At 65.3% G+C, this 16,372-nt stretch carries 15 protein-coding genes; 11 read left to right on the top strand and 4 right to left on the bottom strand.

The window, feature by feature from the left end:
• Positions 1 to 59: 59 nt before the first annotated feature.
• Entirely contained in the window at positions 60 to 539 is a 480-nt protein-coding gene (locus tag E3T50_RS01605; protein WP_134550255.1) for a hypothetical protein, read from the bottom strand.
• Positions 540 to 672: 133 nt separating this feature from the next.
• Positions 673 to 861, bottom strand: coding sequence for a hypothetical protein (locus tag E3T50_RS01600; RefSeq protein WP_134550254.1), 189 nt, complete (start codon positions 859 to 861; stop codon positions 673 to 675).
• 199 nt (positions 862 to 1,060) lie between these two features.
• Between E3T50_RS01600 and E3T50_RS01595 the strand changes: the two genes are divergently transcribed.
• The 9 genes from E3T50_RS01595 (at position 1,061) to E3T50_RS01555 (ending at position 11,909) form a co-directional block, all read left to right on the top strand.
• On the top strand, positions 1,061 to 3,340 hold the full coding sequence (locus tag E3T50_RS01595) for a bifunctional alpha,alpha-trehalose-phosphate synthase (UDP-forming)/trehalose-phosphatase (RefSeq protein WP_134550253.1): 2,280 nt from the start codon (positions 1,061 to 1,063) through the stop codon (positions 3,338 to 3,340).
• 62 nt (positions 3,341 to 3,402) lie between these two features.
• On the top strand, positions 3,403 to 5,097 hold the full coding sequence (gene ilvD / locus E3T50_RS01590; protein ID WP_134463751.1) for a dihydroxy-acid dehydratase: 1,695 nt from the start codon (positions 3,403 to 3,405) through the stop codon (positions 5,095 to 5,097).
• 71 nt (positions 5,098 to 5,168) lie between these two features.
• Complete coding sequence (locus E3T50_RS01585) at positions 5,169 to 6,977, top strand: acetolactate synthase large subunit (RefSeq protein ID WP_134550252.1); 1,809 nt, start codon at positions 5,169 to 5,171, stop codon at positions 6,975 to 6,977.
• 2 nt (positions 6,978 to 6,979) lie between these two features.
• On the top strand, positions 6,980 to 7,489 hold the full coding sequence (gene ilvN, locus E3T50_RS01580; protein WP_134463747.1) for an acetolactate synthase small subunit: 510 nt from the start codon (positions 6,980 to 6,982) through the stop codon (positions 7,487 to 7,489).
• Positions 7,490 to 7,534: 45 nt separating this feature from the next.
• Positions 7,535 to 8,563 carry a ketol-acid reductoisomerase gene (gene ilvC, locus E3T50_RS01575; protein WP_134463745.1) on the top strand — a complete coding sequence of 343 codons (1,029 nt, stop codon included), beginning with the start codon at positions 7,535 to 7,537 and terminating at the stop codon, positions 8,561 to 8,563.
• A gap of 100 nt (positions 8,564 to 8,663) precedes the next feature.
• Complete coding sequence (locus E3T50_RS01570) at positions 8,664 to 9,437, top strand: DUF998 domain-containing protein (RefSeq protein WP_166784172.1); 774 nt, start codon at positions 8,664 to 8,666, stop codon at positions 9,435 to 9,437.
• A 244-nt stretch (positions 9,438 to 9,681) separates the two neighbouring features.
• A complete protein-coding gene (locus E3T50_RS01565; protein WP_134550250.1) occupies positions 9,682 to 10,980 on the top strand; it encodes an Nramp family divalent metal transporter in 1,299 nt (432 codons plus the stop codon).
• A gap of 24 nt (positions 10,981 to 11,004) precedes the next feature.
• Positions 11,005 to 11,532 (top strand): DNA polymerase III subunit gamma/tau, encoded by a 528-nt coding sequence (locus E3T50_RS01560; RefSeq protein ID WP_134550249.1) that lies wholly within the window; start codon positions 11,005 to 11,007, stop codon positions 11,530 to 11,532.
• A complete protein-coding gene (locus E3T50_RS01555) occupies positions 11,529 to 11,909 on the top strand; it encodes a hypothetical protein (protein ID WP_134550248.1) in 381 nt (126 codons plus the stop codon). The genes E3T50_RS01560 and E3T50_RS01555 overlap by 4 nt, the downstream gene beginning before the upstream one ends.
• Positions 11,910 to 11,912: 3 nt before the next feature.
• Here the strand turns inward: E3T50_RS01555 and E3T50_RS01550 are convergent, their stop codons facing one another.
• Positions 11,913 to 12,308: a DoxX family protein gene (locus E3T50_RS01550; RefSeq protein ID WP_134550247.1), complete on the bottom strand. Its 396-nt coding sequence runs from the start codon at positions 12,306 to 12,308 to the stop codon at positions 11,913 to 11,915.
• An 86-nt stretch (positions 12,309 to 12,394) separates the two neighbouring features.
• On the opposite strand from E3T50_RS01550, the gene serA reads away from it, so the two are divergent.
• Positions 12,395 to 13,987, top strand: a complete 1,593-nt coding sequence (gene serA / locus E3T50_RS01545) for a phosphoglycerate dehydrogenase (protein WP_134550246.1) — start codon at positions 12,395 to 12,397, stop codon at positions 13,985 to 13,987.
• 112 nt (positions 13,988 to 14,099) lie between these two features.
• Here serA and E3T50_RS01540 read toward each other — a convergent pair whose 3' ends face one another.
• On the bottom strand, positions 14,100 to 14,663 hold the full coding sequence (locus E3T50_RS01540; protein ID WP_134463731.1) for a TetR/AcrR family transcriptional regulator: 564 nt from the start codon (positions 14,661 to 14,663) through the stop codon (positions 14,100 to 14,102).
• Between the two features lie 176 nt (positions 14,664 to 14,839).
• Between E3T50_RS01540 and E3T50_RS01535 the strand changes: the two genes are divergently transcribed.
• Complete coding sequence (locus E3T50_RS01535; RefSeq protein ID WP_241990721.1) at positions 14,840 to 16,369, top strand: MFS transporter; 1,530 nt, start codon at positions 14,840 to 14,842, stop codon at positions 16,367 to 16,369.
• Positions 16,370 to 16,372 lie beyond the last annotated feature (3 nt).

Below are 16,372 nucleotides of genomic sequence, written 5' to 3'. Positions count from 1 at the left end.
TGTCAGCACCAGAGTGAGAATTGGCCGACGATCGGGCACCGAAGATCGTCCCGATGTGGTCAGGCGACGAGACGGGCCGAGGCGAGAGTCGCGGAGGCCTTATCGATCCAGGCAGCGGATGCTGCAGCCAGGTCGTCATCGCTGGTTTCGATCCGAGTGGCCTCAATGGGCGGGGCGTCGACCGGGGCTGCCGCGCGTGGCGAGGTCTCGTTCACGGCCGGTTCGTTCCAGGTCGTGATTGGCGCGGGCGTCCAGGACAGCGCGGTGGGCTCGCCGCGGCTCTCGCCGCGCAGGGCTGCTTGTTTGGTCGTGATCGCCTCGGTCAGCTCGGTCGCGATCTCCCGTGCCTTCAATCCGTGGAAGATGACCTCGGTGTCGTCCGCGCTGCGGGCCACCAGAGTCCAGGCGCCGTGCTCGCCGACCAGGGCTGTGAGCTTGTCGTGCAGCAAATCGAAAATTTGCTCGTCGTGCAGCACCGGAGCAGGGGCAACCGTGAGCGCAGCATTCGCGGCCAAACGTCGGCGTCGGCGACCAAACATGACAAACCCCTTCGAGTGCACGGCGTTTGAGCCACACCGTGTGCAGCCGCATTAGCTGCACTTTTCATTTTCGGGGACGAATCGTCGTCTCGCCGGGGGACACGCCGCCGGACAGGCCAATTCGGATCTGAATTCAGCTCTCGATTCGACGTTCATTCGCGTCTTCGATGATCGTGCCGATCGCGACGGCGGCGCTCAGTCCCCAGCCGAGCCACAGCATCACGAGGCGCCAGTCCCGCGGACCGTGCCGCGTGGCCTGTACGGTGTTCCATCCACCGGCAATGACGCCGATCATTGCACTGCTGAACACGAATTTTCGCATGTCAACCTCCGGAATCAGGCTACCCGGCACCGGCCCGACCGTGGATAAGCTCGCAACCGACTTTTGCTGGGAAGAACCCGTGAGCTGATCGACGAGACTCCGGGCGCGTCAGTCGCGCCCTGAACGGCTGTGGGCCGGACTGATAACGTTGGGGGGCAGCACAGGCGCGCACCCCGGGTGTGCCCGGAACGGATGATCCATTACACTTCCAGCCGAATCCACACGGTCGCAGATCGACCCATCCCCCGTCGTGCCCGCCGATGCCCCGGCCGGCACGTACGTTCTTGTCGTCGTCTCCAACCGGCTGCCGGTGGATTACGAAGAAGCCGAGGACGGCTCCGTCAACTGGCGCACCTCGCCCGGCGGGTTGGTCACAGCGCTCGAACCGCTGATGCGTTCCTCGCACGGAGCCTGGGTGGGCTGGCCGGGTGTCGCCGATCGCGATTTCGAGCCGTTCGAGAATGACGGGATCTCGCTCGTGCCGGTGCGGCTCAATGAAGCAGACATCGAGGACTACTACGAGGGTTTCTCCAACGACACGCTCTGGCCGCTGTATCACGACGTCATCGCACCGCCGAGCTTTCACCGCGAGACGTGGGAAGCGTATATCGCTGTCAACCGCCGATTCGCGGCGGCGGCCGCCGCGGTCGCAGCCCCCGGGGCAACGGTCTGGGTGCACGACTACCAGCTGCAGCTCGTGCCGCGCATGCTGCGCGAAGCCCGTCCCGACCTCGTCATCGGTTTCTTCAACCACATTCCCTTTCCGCCGTACGGGATCTTTGCGCAGCTGCCCTGGCGCAAACAGATTCTGCACGGGTTGCTCGGCGCCGACGTCATCGGCTTTCAACGGCTGGCGGATGCCGGTAACTTCTCCCAGGCGGTGCGTCGCCTCTACGGCTATCCCACCCGCGGCGTCGTCATCGATGTGCCGATCGGTGAGACCGACCAGGGCGGCCAGAACGGGGAGTCCCGCCGCGTCATCGCCAAACACTTTCCCATCTCGATCGACTCGGCCGGCTATGAAGAACTTGCCCGACGCCCCGACATTCAAGCCAGGGCTCGCCAAATTCGCGAAGACCTCGGCAACCCCAAAACCCTGATGCTCGGCGTCGACCGGCTCGACTACACCAAGGGCATCGGCCACCGTATCAAGGCCTTTGGCGAGCTGCTCGCCGACGGTCGGTTGAGCGTCGAAGACGTCACCCTGGTGCAGGTCGCCAGCCCGTCCCGCGAACGCGTCAGCACCTACATGGCCCTGCGCGACGAGATCGAACTCGCCGTCGGCCGGCTCAACGGCGATTTCTCGACCATCAGTCACACCGCCATCAGCTACCACCACCACAGCTATCCGCGCGAAGAAATGGTCGCGATGTACCTCGCCGCCGACGTCATGCTCGTCACTGCCTTGCGCGACGGCATGAACCTCGTCGCCAAAGAGTACGTGGCCGCGCGCTTTGATTTTGACGGGGTGCTCGTATTGAGCGAGTTCGCCGGCGCCGCCGACGAACTCAAACAAGCTATTCTCATCAATCCGCACGACATTGATGGCACCAAGGACGCCATCGTGCGAGCGGTCGAGATGCCCAAACGGGAGCGCACGCGGCGCATGCGGTCGCTGCGACGCAAAGTCGCCGAAAACGATGTCGCCGCCTGGTCGGATTCCTTCTTGAGAGCGCTCACCGGCGGCGCGGCCGTGCCCGCCGGCATTTCCGACGACCTCGACCTGGCCCTGCAGAGCATTGCCGGCGCCGAGAACCTGCTCATCGCCCTCGACTTCGACGGTACCCTGGCGCCCCATGTCGACCATCCCGAAGACGCCCGTGCCATCGCCGGCAACCGAGAAGCCGTGCAGGCCCTGCTTGACCTGCCGGGCGTGCGTGTTGCCCTCGTCTCCGGACGCGCCCTGGTGAGCCTGCAACACGTCGCCCAGCCGCAGAGTTCGGTACTGCTCACCGGCTCGCACGGCATCGAGGTGCAGCTGGACACCCCCGAGATCGAGCTCAACCTGCTTTCCTCCGAGCTCGAGCAACTCGATACCCTCACGCGGGTGCTCGAGAGCATCTCCGGCTCGATCGCCGGCACCACAATCGAGCGCAAGCCCGCCGGTCTGGCCCTGCACACTCGCCTCGCAACCGAGGAAGACGGCGAGAGAGCCGAGCGTCAGGCTCGTGAGCAACTGGGTGATCAGCTGCCCGGGCTGACCATTCGAGAGGGCAAGAACGTGCTCGAGTTCTCGGTGCGGTCGAGCACCAAGGGCGACGCCCTGGAGAAGCTGCGCAACTACACCGGCGCCGACCGCGTGTTCTACGCCGGTGACGACGTGACCGACGAGGATGCCTTCGGGGCCCTGCACGACGACGACCTCGGGCTGAAAATTGGGCAGGGTGCCACCCTCGCCGGTTACCGGGTGCGCAGCCCGCACGAGGTCACCCAGGTTCTGGTGCGCATCGCCGCCCTGCGAGCAGGGCAGGCGCACTGACCGGTTCGCTGCGGCCCGTGAACTGAATCGCGGGGGCCTGCCGAGGTTCTAGACTCGGAGGCATGTCTGAGATCGATGTGAAACCCCGTAGCCGCGACGTCACCGACGGGATCGAGGCCACCACATCTCGTGGCATGCTCCGTGCTGTCGGCATGGGCGATGCCGACTGGGAAAAGCCCCAGATCGGTATTGCGAGCTCGTGGAACGAGATCACACCCTGCAACCTCTCGCTCGACCGCCTGGCGCAGGCGGCCAAGGAGGGCGTGCACTCCGGCGGCGGTTACCCGCTGCAGTTCGGCACCATCTCGGTATCCGACGGCATCTCCATGGGTCACGAGGGCATGCACTTCTCCCTTGTCTCCCGTGAGGTCATCGCCGACTCGGTCGAGGTCGTCATGCAGGCTGAACGTCTCGACGGCAGCGTGCTGCTTGCGGGCTGTGACAAGTCGCTGCCCGGCATGCTCATGGCCGCCGCCCGACTCGACCTCGCGAGCGTGTTCCTCTACGCCGGATCGATCGCGCCGGGCTGGGTCAAGCTCTCCGACGGCACCGAAAAAGACATCACCATCATCGACTCGTTTGAAGCCGTCGGCGCGGTCAAGGCCGGCCGGATGAGTGAAGCGGATGCCAAGCGCATCGAGTGTGCGTTCGCTCCCGGCGAGGGTGCCTGTGGTGGCATGTACACGGCGAACACCATGGCCAGCGTCGCGGAAGCCCTGGGAATGAGCCTGCCCGGCTCGGCGAGCCCGGCATCCGCTGATCGTCGCCGCGACTACTTCGCCCGCCGTTCCGGCGAAGCCGTCGTCAACATGCTGCGCCTCGGCATCACGGCCCGCGACATTCTCACCCGCAAGGCGTTTGAGAACGCCATCGCCGTGGCCATGGCCTTCGGTGGCTCGACCAACGTCGTGCTGCACCTGCTCGCCATCGCCCGTGAGGCCGAGGTTGAACTCACCCTCGACGACTTCAACCGCATCGGCGACCAGGTTCCGCACATCGGCGACCTCAAGCCCTTCGGCAAATACGTCATGAACGATGTCGACCGTCAGGGCGGCGTTCCCGTCGTCATGCGGGCGCTGCTCGAAGCCGGTCTGATCCACGGCGACGCGCTCACCGTGACCGGTAAGACCGTGGCCGAGAACCTCGCCGAGATCGACCCGCCCGCTCTCGACGGGGAGGTGCTGCGCACCCTGGACAACCCCATTCACAAGAGCGGTGGCATCACCATTCTCAAGGGCACCTTTGCGCCGGAGGGTGCAGTGGTCAAGACCGCCGGATTCGATGCCGCAGTGTTTGAAGGACCGGCTCGGGTGTTCGAGCGGGAGCGCGCGGCGATGGACGCCCTGACCGCGGGCAAGATCTACAAGGGTGACGTCGTCATCATCCGCTATGAGGGCCCGAAGGGCGGTCCGGGCATGCGGGAGATGCTCTCGATCACGGCCGCCATCAAGGGCGCAGGGCTCGGCTCCGATGTACTACTATTAACGGACGGTCGATTCTCAGGCGGCACAACCGGACTGTGTATCGGCCACATAGCACCCGAAGCGGTGGACGCAGGTCCCATCGCCTTCGTGCGCGATGGGGATCTGATACGGGTCGATATCGCCGCTCGCACGCTCGACCTACTGGTCGAGTCCTCCGAGTTGGCCGCCCGCCGAGATGGCTGGGCGCCCCTCCCGCCGCGCTACACCCGCGGCGTACTCGCAAAGTACGCCAAGCTCGTGCATTCCGCCGCTGAAGGCGCCATCACCGGCTAGCCAGCGTGTCCAGAGTGGGCAGGCTCAGAGATGAACGAAACGACCGATTTTGAAGTTGGGATTCAACGACCATGACCACGGAAACCACTCCCGTGCCCTCGGCTCCCGCGTCTGCGGAACCGGAGATGCTCACCGGCTCTGGCGCGATCATTCGCACCCTCGAGCTGCTCGGCGTCACTGACGTCTTCGGCATCCCCGGCGGCGCCGTCATTCCGCTCTACGACGAGCTCATGACGCAAACCAAGATTCGCCACATTCTGGTACGCCACGAACAGGGCGCCGGCCACGCGGCTGAGGGCTATGCCTCCGCGACCGGACGCGTCGGCGTCGCTATTGCCACCAGCGGCCCGGGTGCCACGAACCTCGTCACCGCCATAGCGGACGCCTACATGGACTCGGTTCCGTTGCTCGCGATCACCGGCCAGGTGTTCTCCACTTCGATGGGAACGGACGCCTTCCAGGAGGCCGACATCATCGGTATCACCATGCCGATCACCAAGCATTCCTTTCTTGCCCGCCGCGCCGAAGAGATCCCGGCCGCGATCGCGTCGGCGTACCACATCGCTTCCACCGGCCGCCCCGGCCCGGTGCTCGTTGACATCACCAAGGACGCGCAGCAGAACCTGGCGCCGTTCATCTGGCCGCCCAAGCTCGACCTGCCCGGCTACCGCCCGATCGTCAAGGCCCATGGTAAGCAGGTGCAGGCCGCGGCTCAGCTGCTGCTGGCCGCGAAGAAGCCTGTGCTCTACGTTGGTGGCGGCGTCATCCGCGCCCACGCCTCGCCCGAACTGCTCGAGCTCGCTGAGTCGACCGGTGCACCGGTCGTGACGACACTGATGGCTCGTGGTGCCTTTCCTGACTCGCACCCGCAGCACCTCGGCATGCCGGGCATGCACGGCACGGTCCCGGCCGTGCTCGCGCTGCAGGAGAGCGACCTCATCATTTCGCTCGGAGCACGCTTCGACGACCGGGTGACCGGAAAGATCAGCGAATTCGCGCCCACCGCGAAGATCGTGCACGTCGACGTCGACCCGGCCGAGATCTCCAAGATTCGAATGGCCGATGTGCCCATCGTCGGTGATGCCAAGGACGTCATCGCTGACCTCATCCTGGCCTATGCGGATGCCGCCAAGGGCGCAGCACCCGACAGCATCGTGCCAGACACCGCCGAGTGGTGGACCTACCTGCGCGGCCTGAAAGAAGAGTTCCCGCTCGGCTTCACCGAGCCGACCGACGGACTGCTGGCCCCGCAATACGTGATCCAGCGTATCGGCGAGCTCACCGGTCCCGAGGCGGTCTATGCGGCCGGCGTCGGTCAGCACCAGATGTGGGCGGCGCAGTTCATCAAGTATGAGCGACCCAACTCGTGGCTCAACTCCGGCGGCGCTGGCACCATGGGCTATTCCGTTCCAGCCGCGATGGGCGCCAAGGTCGCCGAGCCCGACCGGGTGGTCTGGTCGATCGACGGCGACGGCTGCTTCCAGATGACCAATCAGGAACTCGCCACCTGCACGATCAACAAGATCCCGATCAAGGTCGCGATCATCAACAACTCGTCGCTCGGCATGGTGCGCCAGTGGCAGTCGCTGTTCTACGACGGACGCCACTCTTTCACCGACCTCAACACCGGTCATGGGACCGCCATGGTGCCCGACTTCGTCAAAATGGCCGATGCTTATGGCGCGCTCGGAATTCGGGTCACCAGCAAGGACCAGGTGGATGACGCCATCAAACTGGCCCTCGCCACCAATGACCGGCCGGTCGTGATCGACTTCATCGTCAGCCCCGGTGCCATGGTCTGGCCGATGGTTCCGCAGGGAGTCAGCAACAGTTTTGTTCAGTACGCCAAAGACCACGCACCGACCTGGGAAGAAGAGTAACCGTGACGAGCCACGTTCTGAGTCTGCTCGTCGAGGACAAACCCGGCCTGCTCACGCGCGTCGCCGGCCTGTTTGCGCGTCGCGGCTTCAACATTGAAAGCCTCGCCGTGGGACACAGCGAGATTCCCGGCCTCTCCCGCATCACGATTCTCGTCGACGTCGACGACGTGCCACTCGAGCAGGTGACCAAGCAGCTCAACAAGCTGATCAACGTCATCAAGATCGTCGAGCTCGACGTGGCCCAGTCGGTGCAGCGCGAACATCTGCTGATCAAGGTCAAGGTCGACAACACCACCCGGTCGCAGGTACTCGAGGCGGTCAACCTGTTCCGGGCCCGCGTCGTCGACGTGGCCACGGACGCCGTCGTGATCGAGGTCACCGGCGACAGCGGTAAGACCCAGGCGCTGCTGCGGGTGCTCGAACCGTTCGGCATTCGGGAGCTCGCCCAGTCGGGTCTGCTGGCCATCGGCCGCGGATCGAAGTCGATCACCGAGCGCGTCTTCAAAAACTAACGTTTTCAGTTTTTCTAACCATCAATGCACGAGGAGAGATACACATTGTCTGAGATTTTCTACGACAAAGACGCCGACCTGACGATCATCCAGGGCAAGAAGGTGGCCGTCATCGGGTACGGCTCGCAGGGTCACGCCCACGCGCAGAACCTGCGCGACTCCGGCGTCGAGGTCAAGATCGGTCTGAAGGACGGCTCCAAGAGCACGGCCAAGGCCGAAGAAGCCGGCTTCACCGTGCTCTCCACAGCGGATGCCGCTGCCTGGGCCGACGTCATCGTCATCCTCGCTCCCGACCAGGTGCAGCGCCACCTCTACAAGGACGACGTGCTGCCGAACCTGAGCGCCGGCAAGGTGCTGGTGTTCGGACACGGCTTCAACATCCGTTTCGGCTACATCACCGCGCCGGACGGCGTCGACGTCGTCATGGTCGCGCCCAAGGGACCCGGCCACACCGTGCGCCGCGAATTCGAAGCCGGTCGCGGCGTTCCCGTGATCGTCGCGGTGGAGAAGGATGCCTCGGGCAACGCCTGGCCGCTCACCCTCAGCTATGCCAAGGCGATCGGTGGGCTGCGTGCCGCCGGCATCAAGACCACCTTCACCGAAGAAACCGAAACCGACCTGTTCGGCGAGCAGGCCGTGCTCTGCGGCGGTACCTCACAGCTGATCCAGTACGGCTTCGAGGTTCTCACCGAGGCCGGCTACCAGCCGCAGGTCGCCTACTTCGAGGTACTGCACGAGCTCAAGCTCATCGTCGACCTCATGTGGGAGGGTGGCATCGCCAAGCAGCGTTGGAGCGTGTCCGACACTGCCGAGTACGGCGACTACGTCTCCGGCCCGCGCGTCATCGACCCGAGCGTCAAGGAGAACATGAAGGCCGTTCTGGCCGACATCCAGAGTGGCGCGTTCGCCGAGCGCTTCATCGCCGACCAGGACAACGGCGGAGTCGAGTTCCTCGCCCTGCGCAAGAAGGGCGAAGAGCACCCGATCGAAGCCACCGGCCGCAGCCTGCGCAAGCTCTTCGCCTGGAACGCGTCAACCGACGACGACTACACCGACGGCTCGGTCTCGCGCTAAGTATCCGCTGAATCGATCTGCTGTACCCAGGGGGCCCTCGTTCGCGAGGGTCCCTTTGTGCGCTACGCCTGAAAGACCGGTGAGTATGGCTGTCAACAGCATGAGCACACGCGCCTTAGGTGTGTGGCGACGCCGCAGCGCGACGGCCGCCATGGTCGGCGTGCTGCTCTACGTTCTCGTCGACGTCGTACTGCAGCTTCTGCCGCCGCACTACAGCCCGATCAGCGACGCCGAGAGCAATCTCGCCGTCGGTCCCTACGGCTGGATGATGAACCTCAATTTTCTGGGCCGGGCGGTAACGTCGGGCGCCGTCGTCGGAGCACTTTTCGCGACGGCGCGCACGAATCATCCGCGTGCCCGCGTGCCCTGGCCCCGCCTCCTGGGTGCGGGCCTGGCACTGTTGGCGCTTGGCGGCGTCTGCTCGGGTGTGCTCGCCTTCTTCCCGACCGATGTGGTGACTGCGGAAAACGACGCAGCAGCGGTCACGGCCGATCACGGCGTGGTGGCCGTGACAACGGCCGGTACCGTCCACCTCGTCGTGGCCACTGTGGGCTTTGTCGTCGCCTTGGTCGCGCTGGTGCTGCTCACCGCCTGGCTCTATCAGAGCGGACAGCTACCCGCGGCCCGGGGCCTGGCCCTCACCTTCACCACCCTCGCCGTGCTGGGCCTGTTCTTTCTCGGGCTCAGCCTCACTGTGCAGCCCGCGTTGTTGGGGCTCGCCGAGCGTGTCTGTCTCCTCGGCATCCTGGGCTGGACATATTCGGTTGCCGGCGGCATCCGTCGTCTCGATCAGCTCAGCATGGAAAAACACGCGACCGACGATGAGTCGCGCAGGCGATCGCGGTATACGATCAGTGCACGTTCGCGCGGCTGAGTGCCCTGAAACGGCGGTACGACCCCCGACAACCCGCTTCGGCTGAACCACGACACTCCACCGGCGTCGAACGGCACTCCCTGACCCAACACGTAGACTTTCATCACGTTGGGGGCGAGAACATCGCTTTTTTCAGGTCCTGTGCCCGGATGCACAGCTGTGCCGCAGCGTGGGGGGCGTCTGTCACCAGATGTGCCACGCGCTGGGGGGCCATCCGCTTCACTCGCGTAAGGCCGGCACCACCATGACCTCAGGCAATTACACCGACGACGACAAGCTGGTCGCACCAGCAGCGCCAGGCGATGGCCCAGTACCCAAGTGGAAGGTCGTCGGCCCCGGCCTTGTCGTGGCCGCCACCGGTGTGGGAGCGGCCGATATGGTCGCTACCCTCGTGGCCGGCTCGCGCTACGGCTACGCCCTGCTCTGGGCGGTCATTCTCGGCGTGATCCTTAAGATCGTGCTGGTCGAGGGTGCCGGCCGATACACCCTCGCCACCGGCAAGACCATCTTTGAGGGCTGGCGGTCCCTCGGCAAATGGACCACCTGGTATTTCGGGCCGTACATCATGTTGTGGGGCTTCGTCTACGGGGCCACGGCCATGTCCTCGGCCGCCCTGCCCCTCGCGGCACTGTTCCCGGTCTTTCCACTGCCGGTCTGGGCCGTTCTCATGGGTCTCGCCGGTCTCACCATGGTCTGGTTCGGCCGCTACGCCTTCTTCGAGAAGGTCACCGCCGTGCTCGTGGGCATCATGTTCATCACGGTCGTCGGTCTCGCCGTCATCGCCGTGCCCAACTTTCCCGACATGCTCGCCGGCCTCGTGCCGATCATTCCCGAGGGCGGCGTGCTCTACACCCTCGCACTGGCCGGCGGTGTCGGCGGCACCATCACCCTCGCCGCTTACGGCTACTGGCTGCGCGAAAAGGGCTGGTCCACCCCGCGCTGGATGAAAGTCATGCGCATCGACAACCGCATGGCCTACGTCATGACCGGCCTCTTCGTCGTCGCCATGCTCGTCGTCGGCGCCGAGGTGGTCGCCGCTGCCGGCATCACCCTGAGTGCGGGCGACAAGGGATTGCTCGACCTCTCCACGGTGCTCAACGAGAAGTACGGCGTCGTCGTCGGAACCGGGTTTCTGGTGGGCTTCTGGGCGGCATCCTTCTCATCGATCATCGGTGTGTGGAACGGCGTGAGCCTCATGTTCGCCGACTTCTGGGGCAACATGCGCGGCAAGAAGTCTGGCCACCCCGACACCCTCGTCGGTGGCAAGTACTTCAAGTTCTACCTGTTGTGGCTCACCTTTCCGTCAATGATCCTGTTCCTGCTCGGTTCACCGATCGGCCTCATTCTGGCCTATGGCGTGCTCGGCGCACTGTTCATGCCGTTTCTCGCCGTCACCCTCCTGGGACTGTTGAACGGCAAGCGCGTCCCACGGGATTGGCGCAATAAGTGGTTCACGAATGTGGCGCTCGGAATCTGCGCGCTGCTGTTCATCGTGCTCGGAGTGCAGCAGCTGATCACGGCCCTCGCTCCGCTGTTCGGCTAGGTGGCAACCGGATACTCTGTATGAATGAACGCCACACGCGACGACGATGCGCTGAACTGGGCCGGTGACGATGATCCGACCCTGGCGCCGGGAGACAACGGCAAGGCAGCGCCGAACACGACCGCCCTGCCCGAGGGGTGGACCATCCCGCACCAGACGGTTTCGGCCAACCTCCCGGCCGCAACCGGCCAGACGACGGATGCTGACGCCACCGCAGCTGAAACCGCCGAATCTGACGACGCCGCAGCTGACGGCGCGGCACCGAGCTCCGCCGCCCTGGTCGGCATGGGGATCCTGGCCGGCATGTACCTGCTCTATACGATCGGGTGGTTCATCGGGGTTGCACGTGGTGCAGCGCCCGTCGGCGACCCGGTCGCTGAATTTATGTTCTCGCTCGGCGCCTGGTTGGCGGTCGCAGCGCCCCTGGTCTGGTTCGGCGTCACCTGCTGGCTCACCAGGAGCCATCAGCGGGTCCGACTGGTCTGGCTGCTGATCGGGGTCGTCGTGCTCGCCCCGTTGCCCTTCATCATCGGATCGGGAACTGGCTCATGAGCAACGCACACAACGGCACCCGCGACGACGCCGACACGATCACGGCCACCCGGCGTCAACCGCCGCGCTGGCTACTGCTCGCTATCGCGCTCTTCTTCGGGCTGTTCTATGCCTACGACGTCTGGGAAGCCGTCGGCAACCTGGTCGGCCTGAACCTGCAAGCGCAGTCCCTCGATACCCAGCTGAGCGGCGTCGGCTGGGCAGTGCTGATGTTTGCGGTGGTCCTGCCGATCCTGGTCTACGCCCTGGCCTACTGGCTCGGACGCAATCGGGCCTTCGGAGTGCAGGCACTGACCCTCCTCGTCGGGCTCTGCGCGGTCGCCGCCGTCTCGCTCGACATTACCGCCGCGTTCACCCTGGGCCGATTGATCCTCTAGAAGTCAGAGCACCGCCAGAACGATCAGCACCATCAACGCCAGCTGCGCGATGAGTCGGGGAACCAGGGGAATCGCCACCCGCCCGAACCGTTTCGGGTGGCGCGCGGCATAGGCGTTGGCGGGAAACACCGCCGCGAGAAAGAGCACGAGCGCCCCGGCGGCCACCGCCATGGTCGGGGGATACAACAATCCCAGGCCACCGGCCACTTCACACAGCCCCGTGAACACGACGAGATTGACCGGGCTGGCCAACCCCCTGGTGCGCAGGCGCGGCGGTATCATCGCCGCCATCGTGCGTTGCACCGAGGGGAAGAAGTGGGTGATGCCGGCGCCGATGAAAATCAGTGCCAGGATCACGCGCAGCACCAGTTGGAGTCCGTCGATTACGTCGCTGCTCATTGGTCTATTGTGCAGCCGGTAGGGTGGGATCCGAGTAGCGCCCTTCGTCGCGCCACCGACAAATGCAATCTAAGGATCCGATTTTATTGTCGAAGCCCGTCGTCCTGATCGCCGAAGAACTTTCCCCCGCCACCGTCGATGCCCTCGGGCCCGACTTTGATATTCACCACGTCGACGGCACGGATCGCTCCGCGCTGCTCGCCGAGCTGGCCACCGCCCAGGCCGTCTTAGTGCGTTCTGCCACCAAAATGGATGCCGAAGCCATCACGGCTGCGCCCTTCCTCAAGGTCATTGCCCGCGCGGGCGTTGGCCTGGACAATGTAGACATCAAGGCCGCCACCGCGGCCGGCGTCATGGTCGTCAACGCTCCCACCTCCAACATCATCTCGGCTGCGGAGCTGACCGTCGGACACATTCTGAGCCTGGCCCGTCACATTCCAGCGGCCTCGGGCGCCCTCGCCGACGGACAGTGGAAGCGGTCCAAGTACACCGGCGTCGAGCTCTACGAAAAGACCATCGGCATCATCGGCCTCGGCCGGATCGGTGCTCTCATCACCTCCCGTATGCAGGCCTTCGGCACGAACGTCATCGCCTACGATCCCTACATCACCTCGGCCCGGGCCCAGCAGCTCGGTGTGACCCCGGTCACCCTCGACGAGCTGCTCGCGCAGTCTGACTTCATTACCATTCACATGCCGAAGACTCCCGAGACCACCGGCATGATCGGCGCAGCCCAGCTCAAGCTGATGAAGCCGACCGCGTTCGTCGTGAACGTCGCCCGCGGCGGACTCATCGACGAAGAGGCGCTGCATGAGGCCCTCGTCGCCGGCACCATCGCCGGCGCCGGCCTCGACGTGTTCGTCAGCGAACCGCCGACCGGCTCGCCGCTGCTCGGACTGGACAACATCATCACGACCCCGCACCTCGGCGCTTCCACCGACGAAGCGCAAGAAAAGGCCGGCGTCTCCGTGGCCAAGTCGGTGCGCCTCGCGCTCTCCGGCGAGCTCGTTCCCGACGCGGTCAACGTGGCCGGCGGGGTCATCGACCCGTACGTGCGCCCCGGCATCCCGCTGGTGGAAAAGCTCGGCCAGGTATTCTCCGGCCTCGCCGCACACAGCCCGCTCACGAGCGTGGACATCGAGGTGCGCGGCGAGCTCGTCGAGTTCGACGTCAGTGTGCTCAAGCTCGCCGCGCTCAAGGGCATCTTCACCAACGTGGTCAGTGAAACCGTTTCCTACGTCAACGCTCCGCTGCTCGCCGAGCAGCGCGGTGTCACCGTGCGCATGCTCACCGACGCCGAATCGCCCGAGTACCGCAACGTGATCACCTTGCGCGGCGCCCTCGCCGACGGTTCTCAGGTTTCCGTCTCCGGTACCCTCACCGGTACCAAGCAGATCGAGAAGATCGTTGAGATCAACGGCTACGACGTGGAGGTTCCGTTCGCCAAGAACCTCATCGTCATGCTGTACGCCGACCGTCCCGGAATCGTCGCCGTCTACGGTCGCGAATTCGGCGAGGCCAACATCAACATTGCGGGCATGCAGATCGCCCGCCACGAGGCTGGCGGCAAGGCGCTCAGCGTACTGACCGTCGACTCCGAGGTTCCGGCCGGGCTGCTCGCCTCGGTGCGTGCCGCGATCGACGCCGAGATCATGGTGGAGATCGACCTCACCGACTGACCCCCTGCGCGGTCGAATGCGGGCGTGAGAACGGACACACGAGTGGGCGCCTGCCATGCGGGCGCCCACTCGTGTGTCCGGGTGCTAGCTGCTCGCTGCTAGCTGCAAGCCGCTAGGTGCTCGGCAGGAGTCGGCCGATCAGGGCGATCAGCCGGGTCATGGCCTCGTCCGTGTGAGTCGGTGGCGTCAGTTCGCGCTCGGCAAGCGAGCTGTTGACATAGAGACCGTCACTGATCAGCATGATCGCCTGGGCGGTATCCGTGTCGTGCACAGCGTCTTCGATCACCGAGAGCCAGCGTCGGCGAATCTCGGTGAGCACCTGCCTGGCGCGCAGATCCCGGCCCTGGGCGAGTCGAGACCCGGCGATGTAGGCTCGGTCGAGCGGGCTACCGGTATGCACCGAGGTGCGAATGAGGTAGTCGACCGGGCCGGCCGGGGCCGTGCGGATGTTCTCGGCGTCTTCGCGGGCGAGCGCAACGAGGCGGGCCAGCATGGCGTCGACCAGGGCGTCCTTCGACGCGAAGTGATACAGCAGTCCGCCCTTCGAGACGGCGGCGGCCGCCGCCACGGCGTCAAGCGTCGCCGAGCGTTCCCCGCCCTCGACCAGCAGTTCCTCGAACGCGTCGAGAAGGCGATCCCGGGTGGGAACGGGCGGCGCGGCGGGATTTTTGGACATAAGGGCCATGGTAACGAACACGCAAACTGTCGGTGGGGCACACGAGCGGACTAGACAAGTATACCGTCTAGCCGGTACAGTAAAATCTATTGTCTTGATTAGGAGCCGGTCGAGCAAGAGCACAGAAAGTGATGTAGATCGTGTCTGTCCCCGCTGTTCCCACTAACGCCATCGCCCTGACCGCCCGGGCAATCGGGGGAGCGGCATCCACCCTGCCGGAACGGCAGGACCGTCGACGCTGGTGGGCGCTCGCCGTGCTGATGCTCCCGGTACTGCTCGTGTCGATCGACAACACCGTGCTCAACTTCGCGCTGCCGGCGATTTCAACGGCGACCCGACCGACCGGCGTGCAGCTGCTGTGGATGGTCGATATCTATCCGCTCGTGCTCGCCGGGCTGCTCGTGGCCATGGGCAATCTCGGCGACCGCATCGGGCGACGCCGCTTGCTACTCATCGGCTCCGTCGGATTCGGTGTGGTGTCGGTGTTCGCGGCGTTCTCGCCGAGCGTCGAGGGCCTGATCATCGCTCGGGCGGCGCTCGGATTCTTCGGTGCGATGCTCATGCCGTCGACCCTGTCGTTGCTGCGATCCACCTTTGTCGACCGTGACCAACGCCGCCTCGCCATTGCCATCTGGGCCACGGGCTTTGCGGCCGGCAGCGCGCTCGGCCCGGTCGTCGGAGGCATCCTGCTCGAGCACTTCGCCTGGGGATCCGTGTTCCTGATCGCCGTGCCGGTCCTGTTGCCGCTGCTGGTGCTGGCACCGATCCTCGTGACGGAGTCGCGCGATCCGAAACCCGGTCGCATCGACATTGTGAGCATCGCCCTGTCGCTGGGTACCATGTTGCCGATCGTGTACGGCATCAAGACCATCGCCGAGACCGGTGTGAACGTGCTCACCCTCGCTCCGGTGGTCCTCGGGCTGATTCTCGGACTGTGGTTTGTGCGTCGGCAGCTGCGCCTGCCCAACCCCATGCTCGACATGGGTCTGTTTCGACGCGGCGCGTTCAGCGGTGCCGTCGGTGTCAACCTGCTCAGTGTGACGGCCCTCGTCGGCTGTCTGTTCTTCATTTCGCAACACCTGCAACTCGTGCTCGGACTCTCACCGCTCTCGGCCGGGCTCGTGCTGGTGCCCGGCCTGGCGGCGATGATCGTGGCCGGACTGCTGATCGTGCCGATCGCCCGACGGGTGCGCCCGTCCCGGGTGGTGCCGATGGCGCTGCTGATATCGGTCGCCGGGTTCGCGTCGATCGCGCTGCGCGGTGGGCAGATCGATGCCGTCTCGATCGGTTTCGCTTTTGTTTTGCTCGGTATCGGAATCGGCGCTGCCGAGACCGTGTCCAACGAGTTGATCGTGGCGACCGCGCCGGCGGACAAGGCGGGGGCAGCATCCGCCGTATCGGAAACGGCCTACGAGCTGGGGGCGGTACTCGGAACAGCGGTGCTCGGCACCATTCTCACCGTGTCGTATCGCGCAGCGGTGCTTTTGCCCGAGGGCCTGAGCGCGGCCGAACGGGTTGCCGCCGGCGAAACACTCGGCGGAGCCGTGGCTGTCGCCGAGCACCTTCCGGCCGGTATGGCGGAGCAGCTGCTCGATTCGGCGCGGCATGCTTTCGACAGTGGTGTGGGACTGACCGCCTGGATCGGCGTTGCGCTCGTGCTCGCTGCGGCCGTCGTGGCGCTTGTCGCCCTTCGACGCGCTCGCTAGCCG

It is taken from the genome of Cryobacterium gelidum (assembly GCF_004403985.1).
In the GTDB taxonomy this organism is placed as follows: Bacteria; Actinomycetota; Actinomycetes; order Actinomycetales; family Microbacteriaceae; genus Cryobacterium; species Cryobacterium gelidum.
The sequence above is the reverse complement of the archived record's forward strand: the minus strand, read 5'-3'. Positions and strand labels throughout refer to the sequence as shown.

What these genes read in the sequence shown, in the direction of transcription:
- E3T50_RS01570 (WP_166784172.1), top strand. Translation starts at nt 8,664, where the DNA reads ATGAGCACACGCGCCTTAGGTGTGTGGCGACGCCGCAGCGCGACGGCC.
- E3T50_RS01550 (WP_134550247.1), bottom strand. Translation starts at nt 12,308, where the DNA reads ATGAGCAGCGACGTAATCGACGGACTCCAACTGGTGCTGCGCGTGATC.
- E3T50_RS01605 (WP_134550255.1), bottom strand. Translation starts at nt 539, where the DNA reads ATGTTTGGTCGCCGACGCCGACGTTTGGCCGCGAATGCTGCGCTCACG.
- E3T50_RS01600 (WP_134550254.1), bottom strand. Translation starts at nt 861, where the DNA reads ATGCGAAAATTCGTGTTCAGCAGTGCAATGATCGGCGTCATTGCCGGT.
- E3T50_RS01560 (WP_134550249.1), top strand. Translation starts at nt 11,005, where the DNA reads ATGAACGCCACACGCGACGACGATGCGCTGAACTGGGCCGGTGACGAT.
- E3T50_RS01585 (WP_134550252.1), top strand. Translation starts at nt 5,169, where the DNA reads ATGACCACGGAAACCACTCCCGTGCCCTCGGCTCCCGCGTCTGCGGAA.
- E3T50_RS01555 (WP_134550248.1), top strand. Translation starts at nt 11,529, where the DNA reads ATGAGCAACGCACACAACGGCACCCGCGACGACGCCGACACGATCACG.
- E3T50_RS01565 (WP_134550250.1), top strand. Translation starts at nt 9,682, where the DNA reads ATGACCTCAGGCAATTACACCGACGACGACAAGCTGGTCGCACCAGCA.
- ilvD (WP_134463751.1), top strand. Translation starts at nt 3,403, where the DNA reads ATGTCTGAGATCGATGTGAAACCCCGTAGCCGCGACGTCACCGACGGG.
- E3T50_RS01540 (WP_134463731.1), bottom strand. Translation starts at nt 14,663, where the DNA reads ATGTCCAAAAATCCCGCCGCGCCGCCCGTTCCCACCCGGGATCGCCTT.